The sequence below is a fragment of the Elusimicrobiota bacterium genome, assembly GCA_040757695.1.
Classification (GTDB): Bacteria; Elusimicrobiota; UBA8919; order UBA8919; family UBA8919; genus JBFLWK01.
On sequence record JBFLWK010000093.1, the window covers coordinates 1 to 7,729 of the forward strand.

The 7,729-nt window shown below is 34.6% G+C and carries 10 protein-coding genes and 1 riboswitch; of the genes, 4 read left to right on the forward strand and 6 right to left on the reverse strand.

What is annotated here, in order from left to right; translation table 11 throughout:
* The 4 genes from AB1349_11725 to AB1349_11740 form a co-directional block, all read left to right on the forward strand.
* Positions 1-1,043, forward strand: a 1,043-nt coding sequence (locus AB1349_11725; protein MEW6557999.1) for a DNA primase, incomplete at its 5' end; no start/stop codon positions are given.
* Positions 1,036-2,085, forward strand: a complete 1,050-nt coding sequence (locus AB1349_11730) for a tyrosine-type recombinase/integrase (protein MEW6558000.1) — start codon at positions 1,036-1,038, stop codon at positions 2,083-2,085. The genes AB1349_11725 and AB1349_11730, both read left to right, overlap by 8 nt.
* Positions 2,072-3,028 (forward strand): tyrosine-type recombinase/integrase, encoded by a 957-nt coding sequence (locus AB1349_11735; GenBank protein ID MEW6558001.1) that lies wholly within the window; start codon positions 2,072-2,074, stop codon positions 3,026-3,028. The genes AB1349_11730 and AB1349_11735 overlap by 14 nt, the downstream gene beginning before the upstream one ends.
* A complete protein-coding gene (locus tag AB1349_11740) occupies positions 3,025-3,243 on the forward strand; it encodes a hypothetical protein (GenBank protein MEW6558002.1) in 219 nt (72 codons plus the stop codon). The genes AB1349_11735 and AB1349_11740 overlap by 4 nt, the downstream gene beginning before the upstream one ends.
* 130 nt (positions 3,244-3,373) lie before the next feature.
* On the opposite strand, the gene AB1349_11745 is transcribed toward AB1349_11740, so the two are convergent.
* The 6 genes from AB1349_11745 to AB1349_11770 form a co-directional block, all read right to left on the reverse strand.
* Positions 3,374-4,297 carry a hypothetical protein gene (locus AB1349_11745; GenBank protein MEW6558003.1) on the reverse strand — a complete coding sequence of 308 codons (924 nt, stop codon included), beginning with the start codon at positions 4,295-4,297 and terminating at the stop codon, positions 3,374-3,376.
* Complete coding sequence (locus AB1349_11750; GenBank protein ID MEW6558004.1) at positions 4,275-4,688, reverse strand: hypothetical protein; 414 nt, start codon at positions 4,686-4,688, stop codon at positions 4,275-4,277. The genes AB1349_11745 and AB1349_11750 overlap by 23 nt, the downstream gene beginning before the upstream one ends.
* 2 nt (positions 4,689-4,690) lie before the next feature.
* On the reverse strand, positions 4,691-5,584 hold the full coding sequence (locus AB1349_11755) for a HEAT repeat domain-containing protein (GenBank protein MEW6558005.1): 894 nt from the start codon (positions 5,582-5,584) through the stop codon (positions 4,691-4,693).
* Positions 5,585-5,690: 106 nt separating this feature from the next.
* Complete coding sequence (locus tag AB1349_11760; protein ID MEW6558006.1) at positions 5,691-6,647, reverse strand: tyrosine-type recombinase/integrase; 957 nt, start codon at positions 6,645-6,647, stop codon at positions 5,691-5,693.
* Positions 6,634-7,206, reverse strand: coding sequence for a hypothetical protein (locus tag AB1349_11765; GenBank protein ID MEW6558007.1), 573 nt, complete (start codon positions 7,204-7,206; stop codon positions 6,634-6,636). The genes AB1349_11760 and AB1349_11765 overlap by 14 nt, the downstream gene beginning before the upstream one ends.
* Positions 7,163-7,450 carry a hypothetical protein gene (locus AB1349_11770; GenBank protein ID MEW6558008.1) on the reverse strand — a complete coding sequence of 96 codons (288 nt, stop codon included), beginning with the start codon at positions 7,448-7,450 and terminating at the stop codon, positions 7,163-7,165. Before AB1349_11770 ends, AB1349_11765 begins: the two co-directional genes overlap by 44 nt.
* Before the next feature lie 88 nt (positions 7,451-7,538).
* A riboswitch (cyclic di-GMP riboswitch) is annotated at positions 7,539-7,678 on the reverse strand.
* Positions 7,679-7,729: the final 51 nt, after the last annotated feature.

The window sequence follows — 7,729 nt, forward strand, 5'->3', positions numbered from 1 at the left end:
ATAAACTTTTAATTGCAGGTGAAGAAGAGGGGTTATTCGGGAGTAATTATCCTATACGAGAACTTATCTCGTCTAAAAAACTTAAACTTGTTTCACCGGTGAAAGACACAATAACAGGTAAAATGACAACCACTGACTACGAAGTTGAGGGACCAATAGCGTTATTATTTTCTACCACACAACCAGCGATAAGTTATGAAAATGCAACAAGATGTTTTACATTATCTTTAGATGAGAGCAAGGAACAGACAAACAAAATACATCAGGCACAGCAGAAACAAAAAACACTGGAAGGTGTAAAAAATGGATTTGAGACAAGAGAGATAAAAATGTTGCATAAGAATAGCCAGAGGTTGTTAAAAAAATTAGTAGTGATAAATTTTTTTGCCGAGCAATTAAGTTTTCCCAATGAATGGCTTGAATCCCGACGGGAATATGAGAAATATTTATCGTTGATAGAGACAATCGCTTTTTTGAGACAATATCAGAGAGAGAAGAAAGTTTTTAACCACAACGGAAAAGAGATTGAATACATTGAGGTAGAGAAAGAAGACATAAGAGAGGCAAATAAACTGATGACAGAGATTTTAGGGACAAGTGTAAATGAACTTTCCCTACCATCAAGGGAACTTTTGAAAATGATAAAACAAATGGTAGATGAAAAATGCAAAGAGCAAGAAATTAGTCAAAAGGATTTTAGATTTAACCGCCGAGATGTCAGAGAATATACTGGTTGGAGTGATAGTCAGATAAAAGCACACATCAAGCAATTAGAGGACTTACAATATTTACTTGTGAGCAAAGGAGACCGAGGGCGAATGTATCGGTATGAGTTGCAGTATGAGGGAAACGGTGGCAAAAAATACCTTTTTGGACTGACAGACCCTGATAAACTTGCTCAAAAGTCTGATAGGTCTGGTATGGTCTGGCAAGAGAAAGATGATGAAAAAAACGAAAATACCGACGATGGAACAAGTATAAAGTCTGAAAGTAGGGTAAAAACTGAAAAATGTATAAAAGAAGGGGTATATCACAGTGTCTGATGATTTTAATTTAGACCAATTAAAAGAATATTATTTACAGCACTTGCAATTAAAGGGATTTAGTGCTTTTACTGTTCGTCAGACAGAACAGATGGTCAGGATATTTTTGAATTTCTTAAAAGCAAATGGGATAACAGAAATAAAAAAAGTAAATCTTGAAATATTAGAGGGATACAAAGAATATTTAACAAGATACAAAACAAAGAAGGAAAATAATCTGACTGCTTCAACGATACTAACTCGTTTAATGTCAGTGAGGAATTTTTTCCGTTATCTCTTAAAGAAAGGAATAATTTACCGTGATATAGCAGAAAACTGGCGAATGCCGAAGGATAAAAGACCTCTACCGAGAGGAATCCTGACAATTCAGGAGATAAACAGAATAATGAAACAACCACAGATAAGAACAACACTGGGTTATCGTGATAGGACAATTCTTGAAGTCCTTTACTCAACCGGGATAAGAGCAGGTGAGTTAATAAAATTAAAAGTGAGTGATGTTGATTTAGATAAAAAAGTTTTGAGAGTAAATAAAGGAAAAGGTGGAAAAAGCAGGTATGTTTTACTTAACACACCGACTTGCAGGTTTCTTAATAGATATTTAAGGAAAATAAGACCAGAGTTGGCAAAATGTCCAAGAGAGTCAGGCAATAACTGGGAACAAAGGTCAAAGACCGGCGAAGGGATATTATTTTTGACGGTTTATGGAGGTGCCTTGACCAATGCTGGACTGATGCTGATATTAAAAACCTATATCAAGAAAGCCGGGATAACCAAATCAGTTCAGCCCTGTCACTCTTTCCGTCACAGTGTAGCCACTCATTTACTGGAAAGCGGGATGGATATTCGGTATGTTCAAGCATTTTTGGGGCATGAGACAATCCAAACGACACAGGTTTATACCAGAGTAGAAAAAGAGAAACTGCGGGAATTGTTAAGGAAATATCACCCGAGAGAGAAAGATAGAAATATAGAAATAAGGAAATTTGGTGAAAAGATAAAAATCCCCATAGGTAATCAATATATTTATGGAAACGCATAAAACAGAAATAGCCGAGTTAAAAGATAAATATTTAGAAAGTTTAAGGAATAACAATTATTCCCCAGAAACAATCAGACATTGCGATTATGCTTTAAGGGATTTTGAGAAGTTTTTAGAGAAGCAAGGCATAAACCAGGTGGCTGATGTGACACAGGAGGTGATCACTGACTATAATCAGGAAGTCAGAAATTACCGGCAACCAAAAAACAATAAGCCGTATAGTGAACAAAGTATCGCTGCGAAATTACAACCCGTCAAATATTTCTTTGAATGGTTGACGAAGAATTTAACAATACTTTACAACCCAGCAAAAGATATGGAAATACCGACAATTAAGAAGGGATTACCGAGAACAATTCTCTCACAGGAAGAAATAGAAAAGTTTTTGAGTATCCCGCGGACAGACACAGTAATTGGTTACCGTGATAGGACGATATTTGAGTTATTTTACTCAACGGGAATGAGGAACACAGAATTAAGGAAATTGAAAATAAATAACTTGGATTTAGAGAAAAAAATTTGTATAATTAAGGACGGGAAGGGAGGAAAAGAGAGAATGCTCCCTCTTACCAAAGTAGCCACCGAGTATCTGAAAGAATATATTAGAATAATCCGACCACGACTACTAAAAAATGGAAACAGCAACGACACTGTTTTTCTCACTTTATCCGGGACACCATTTTGGATGCAGGGGATGTGTGATTTATTCAGGAAATATGCAAGAGTTAGTGGAATATCAAAACCAATATCCGCCCACACAATAAGACACTCAATAGCGACACATCTATTAGAGAATGGAATGGACATAAGGTATATACAGGAATTTCTTGGACACGGTTCATTACAGACGACGCAGTTGTATAGCAAGGTGACATTAAAAGGGTTAAGGAAATTTTACAATAAGCATCATCCGAAGGAAAAAAGACAGAGGTTAATTATATGAACTTTTGCGAAAAATCTGTAAAAAATAATTGTGAAAAATCTTTTAATAAAGTCAGTGAAAATAATTTTGAAAACGGGGGAAAGACCTTGACCAATTCCTTTATTACTTTTGCTCGTCATAGACGAGCCATACGGCGAAGCGATAGCGAAGCCGAAGCGAACATACCACCACAAAGACCCGCCGATGAAATTGGCGGAGCGACTGGTGGTGAGTGAGCGTAAATGGAGGTGATGAGTATGACAATTGAATATATTGATGATTGTTTTGTTGAAAGTTGTCATAATCTCATTCCTCATCGTCGGAATATGAATTTTGAAAATATTGATTATCGTCTTAAAATTGAAATTATACATAATCTGAAATCCTTTGTTTTGAGTAATATGTTTTTGCAAATCTCAAATTTCGTGTGTCGTCAGAAAAATAATAAAAGTCAAATGCAAGTATATGCAAAGCGACATTGCCTGCTTGGTCGTAAACTTCAATATTCCATTGACCGTCGGCAAGATTTGTTAAACTATAAGTATGGTCAAGGTCATAATTATCTGTTATTTTATAAATCGGCTCAATTGTTCCTGTTGGTGTTCGCCAATATTGAAGAAGTGATAATCCTGAACCATTATTGCCGTCGGTGGCATAGATGGATACAGAAGTTTGATTAGTCACATCTCCATTTTGTAAAACTTTCCCATTGGAATCTGTAATAGTTACAGTTGGAGAAATGCCAATTGAATTAGCCATACTAGAACGCTGTTTGTCTGGCCATAAATCTAAATAAAATCCTTCTGGGACTATATCTATACCAACAGATTCATAACAGAATTCTCCTAATCCATCACAACGAAATTGGTTGGGACCTTTATACTCAATCAAATCCCAATGGCAACCGATTTTACTAAGGGCTGTTTGAATAATAATATTTCTGGAAATATAACTAGGATTACGGCTTTTTCCGTCAAGAAAAGTTGTCTTATTATAGAAGTAATCAAAAGTATGCATAACTACACCATCACGCCCATGATTATGTTCATCATCACTTTTAATAGATTCAACTACCAAATGATTAGTTTTATCTAATGGGTCACCACTGCCAACATATTTATAATATATCCCTGTATGACTAAACCATTCTGGTATTTCAGGAATGGGATAATCTTTTTCCCGGAAAATTAAATCACCTTTTTCAAATGGAAATGCATGTAAAATTTTAATAAATAGTGTTAATACAAGTATAATCGTTAATAAGCATTTAGCGATTTTTAGTGTTTTCATTTTTAGTTTCCTCTCTTTTATAAACTGATTTAATTACATAAAAAATAGAAAATATAAGAACCATACCTAAAATAATATTCTTCTGCCGAAATATAGTAGTATTAACTTTTGCTCTTCCCATAAGAAAGTATAAAAGGAAGCAACCAGTCATCAATAGCCAAGTAACCAACGGAAGATAAGATATTTTCTTTTCTAATATTCTAATTTTTTTATTGAACAGAGATAAAATTACTATTAGTATAAAAAGTGGTAACAATACAAAATGATGTCCAATAGATAACCAAAGCAATCCTAATTCTACGGCTTCGGAATGATAAAAAAATGTATGTAATTCCATTAACACTGGAAAAATTAAAGAAAAAACACAAATAACAATTATAAAGTATTTCATGTTTATTTTACCCCAATATTTTTTATCGCTTTTTTAATCCCTGTTTTTACAAGATTATCTTTTTCAGTTTTATCTGCTCCATTAAGAATTTTTATTGTTTCTTTTCCTCCAATATTTCCTAATGCAATTGCAGAATAAAATCTTACAAGAGGATGTTTATCATTTAATAAGGCATCAGATAAACTTTCAATTGTCTTTTTATCTCCATATTCACCTAATATTCTTGCGGCTGCTGCTCTAACATCTGGATGAGTATCATTTTTCAACGACTCTATTAATTGAGAATATATTGATTCATCTTTAAATTTTCCAAATGAATAAGATATAAAATCAGTTCTTGCAACAAAATCTTTTTCTTTTTTGAATCTTTTCAAGATTGGTTGTATTGCTTTGGGGTCTCCTATCTTACCTAATGCAGAACAAACAGCAACTCTTATTTGCCTATTCTCATCATTAAGAGTGTTTATTAGCGGATTAACAGCATTTTTGCTTTTCATCTCCCCTAAAAATACTGCAGAATATCCACGAATTTCGTCATTCTTATCTGTAAGCGATTCAATGGCAGGTTGTATCACTTTTTCATCTTTTGTATAAGCAAGTTGTGTAAAAACCAAATAACGATATTTTGGATCTTTAGTTTTATTCTTAAACTCAGTAATAAGATAGGGAACTGATTGCTTACTAACATTCGCTAATCCTTTCATTTGTTCAATAGTTTTTTGTCTTGCTAAATTTAAATCTTTTTCTTGTTTGCATATTTTTTCTAACTCTTGACAATATTGCTTCACTTTATTTTTAGTTTCTTTTTCGTTTGGGGGTTGAGTAAATATATTCGGTGATTGAAAAACAAATAAACATATTCCGAATACTATTGATATTAATTTCTTTTTCCACATATTATCTTATCCTCCTTTCAAACTTCTGCATACCGTGCCAGTGCATACCGTGCCGCATACCGTGCCAGACTTGAAATTTTCAATGTTTTATCCTTATTATAAAAAGTCATACCAATAACCTCTGTCTTTTTTCCTTCGGATGATGCTTATTGTAAAATTTCCTTAACCCTTTTAATGTCACCTTTGAGTAAAGTTGTGTCGTCTGTAAACTACCGTGTCCCAAAAATTCCTGGATATACCGAATGTCCATTCCGTTTTCCAATAAATGTGTTGCTATTGAATGTCTTATTGTATGTGCTGTTATCGGTTTTGATATCCCACTTACTCTCGCATACTTTCTAAATAAATCGCACATACCTTGCATCCAAAATGGTGTCCCTGATAATGTAAGAAACACAGTATTGTTGCTGTTTCCATTTTTTAGGAGTCGTGGTCGGATTACTCGCAGATATTCTTTCAGATACTCGGTGGCTACTTTGGTAAGCGGGAGCATTCTCTCTTTTCCTCCCTTGCCGTCCTTAATTATACAAATTTTTTTCTCTAAATCCAAGTTATTTATTTTCAGTTTTCTTAATTCTGTGTTCCTCATTCCTGTCGCATAAAATAATTCAAGGATTGTTCTATCTCGGTAGCCAATTACTGTGTCTGTCCGCGGGATACTCAAAAACTTTTCCACTTCTTCCGTAGAGAGAATCGTTCTCGGTAGTCCTTTTTTTATCGTCGGTATTTCCATATCTTTCGCTGGGTTATGCAAAATTACTAAATTCTTCGTCAACCACTCAAAGAAGTATTTTATTGGCTGTAATTTCGCTGCGATACTTTGCTCGGTATATGGTTTATTGTTTTTGGGTTGACGGAATTTCCTTAACATCGTGTTATACTCGGTAATCATCTCTTGACCTACATCAGCAATTTTGTTTATCCCTTTACTCGTCAGAAATTTCTCAAAATGTTTTATTACATAACCAGTATGCTCTATCGTGTCAGCAGAATAATTATTTATTCTTAAATGTTCCAAATATTTCTCTCTTAATTCTTCTATTTCTGTTTTAGTTTGTTGCATAATTTATACTAATATTGCTACTCATCTTCACATTCCCAGATACATCTAGTTTGGCATCTGAATCTGGGATTTGGCCGATACCTACATTGCCTGTATTTGCATTGATAGACATAATATCGTTAAATAACGCCTTACCATCATCCATTCCAACCATTTTCCAGAGTCCCAGCAGATTGCCGTTTAGACGAAGCCCATCATATTTTACAATGTCAGCATCGGCGTCTTTTAATAAAACAATCGGATTATCACCATTCTCAAATAATGCAGCAATATCAGCATCTGTCTTTACATGTAACTTTGTAGCATGACTCTCTGCCCCAATACCGACTTTGCCAGTGACTTTCAAATCATTGCCAACATTAAAATCGCCAGTTGATTTCTCTGCTGTTTCTGACTTGAATGCATAGCCAACAGAAGCCATCTTCTGTCTTGGCATCAGCGGTTGCTCTGTTCCTACCTGTATCTGTAAATACATTTCACCACCAGTAAATACATCCGATGGAATAGCAGTTCCTTCACCAAGAAATACTTGGAATATGCCGTTCTTTACTATTACCATACTGCTGGGTCTCTTCCCATTTTTGATTACCATTTACAGCCGCATCCCATATACTGAATGTTACAGTATACTTGCCATCAATGTTTACTCCATTTTTATCTGTTAGCCGTCCTTGTACATTTATCTTGTATGGAACTTCAGCAGACAATAATACTGGACTTAATAGCAAAGCACATATCAGTCCAGATAAACAATAACTTTTTCTCCAATTTTTAGGTTTGTTCAAAAATCTTTTTTTAATCATTTCAATCCTCCATTTTTGACAATATTTCTAAAAATAAAAAACCGAGTTACCTAAATTAACTGTGTCCAATTTACAGACACAAATTATCTTCGGTAACCCGGCTGACTTTTATCTTTCGGCAACTTGGCTTACTTTCGCTACGCTCACCCCCGAATAAATTCGGGGGCTACATAATTAAAAGTCCCGCAGTTTTGCGTCCCCACCTCACGGTGGCTTCCTGATATTTTTTCAGGAAGGCACTGTCTTTCAAGTGCGTGTGCCTTTATCGGAATAATTTTA

Coding starts and splice junctions, on each gene's coding strand:
- AB1349_11745 (MEW6558003.1), bottom strand. CDS start 4,297: ATGAAAACACTAAAAATCGCTAAATGCTTATTAACGATTATACTTGTA.
- AB1349_11740 (MEW6558002.1), top strand. CDS start 3,025: ATGAACTTTTGCGAAAAATCTGTAAAAAATAATTGTGAAAAATCTTTT.
- AB1349_11770 (MEW6558008.1), bottom strand. CDS start 7,450: ATGATTAAAAAAAGATTTTTGAACAAACCTAAAAATTGGAGAAAAAGT.
- AB1349_11765 (MEW6558007.1), bottom strand. CDS start 7,206: ATGGTAATAGTAAAGAACGGCATATTCCAAGTATTTCTTGGTGAAGGA.
- AB1349_11735 (MEW6558001.1), top strand. CDS start 2,072: ATGGAAACGCATAAAACAGAAATAGCCGAGTTAAAAGATAAATATTTA.
- AB1349_11750 (MEW6558004.1), bottom strand. CDS start 4,688: ATGAAATACTTTATAATTGTTATTTGTGTTTTTTCTTTAATTTTTCCA.
- AB1349_11760 (MEW6558006.1), bottom strand. CDS start 6,647: ATGCAACAAACTAAAACAGAAATAGAAGAATTAAGAGAGAAATATTTG.
- AB1349_11755 (MEW6558005.1), bottom strand. CDS start 5,584: ATGTGGAAAAAGAAATTAATATCAATAGTATTCGGAATATGTTTATTT.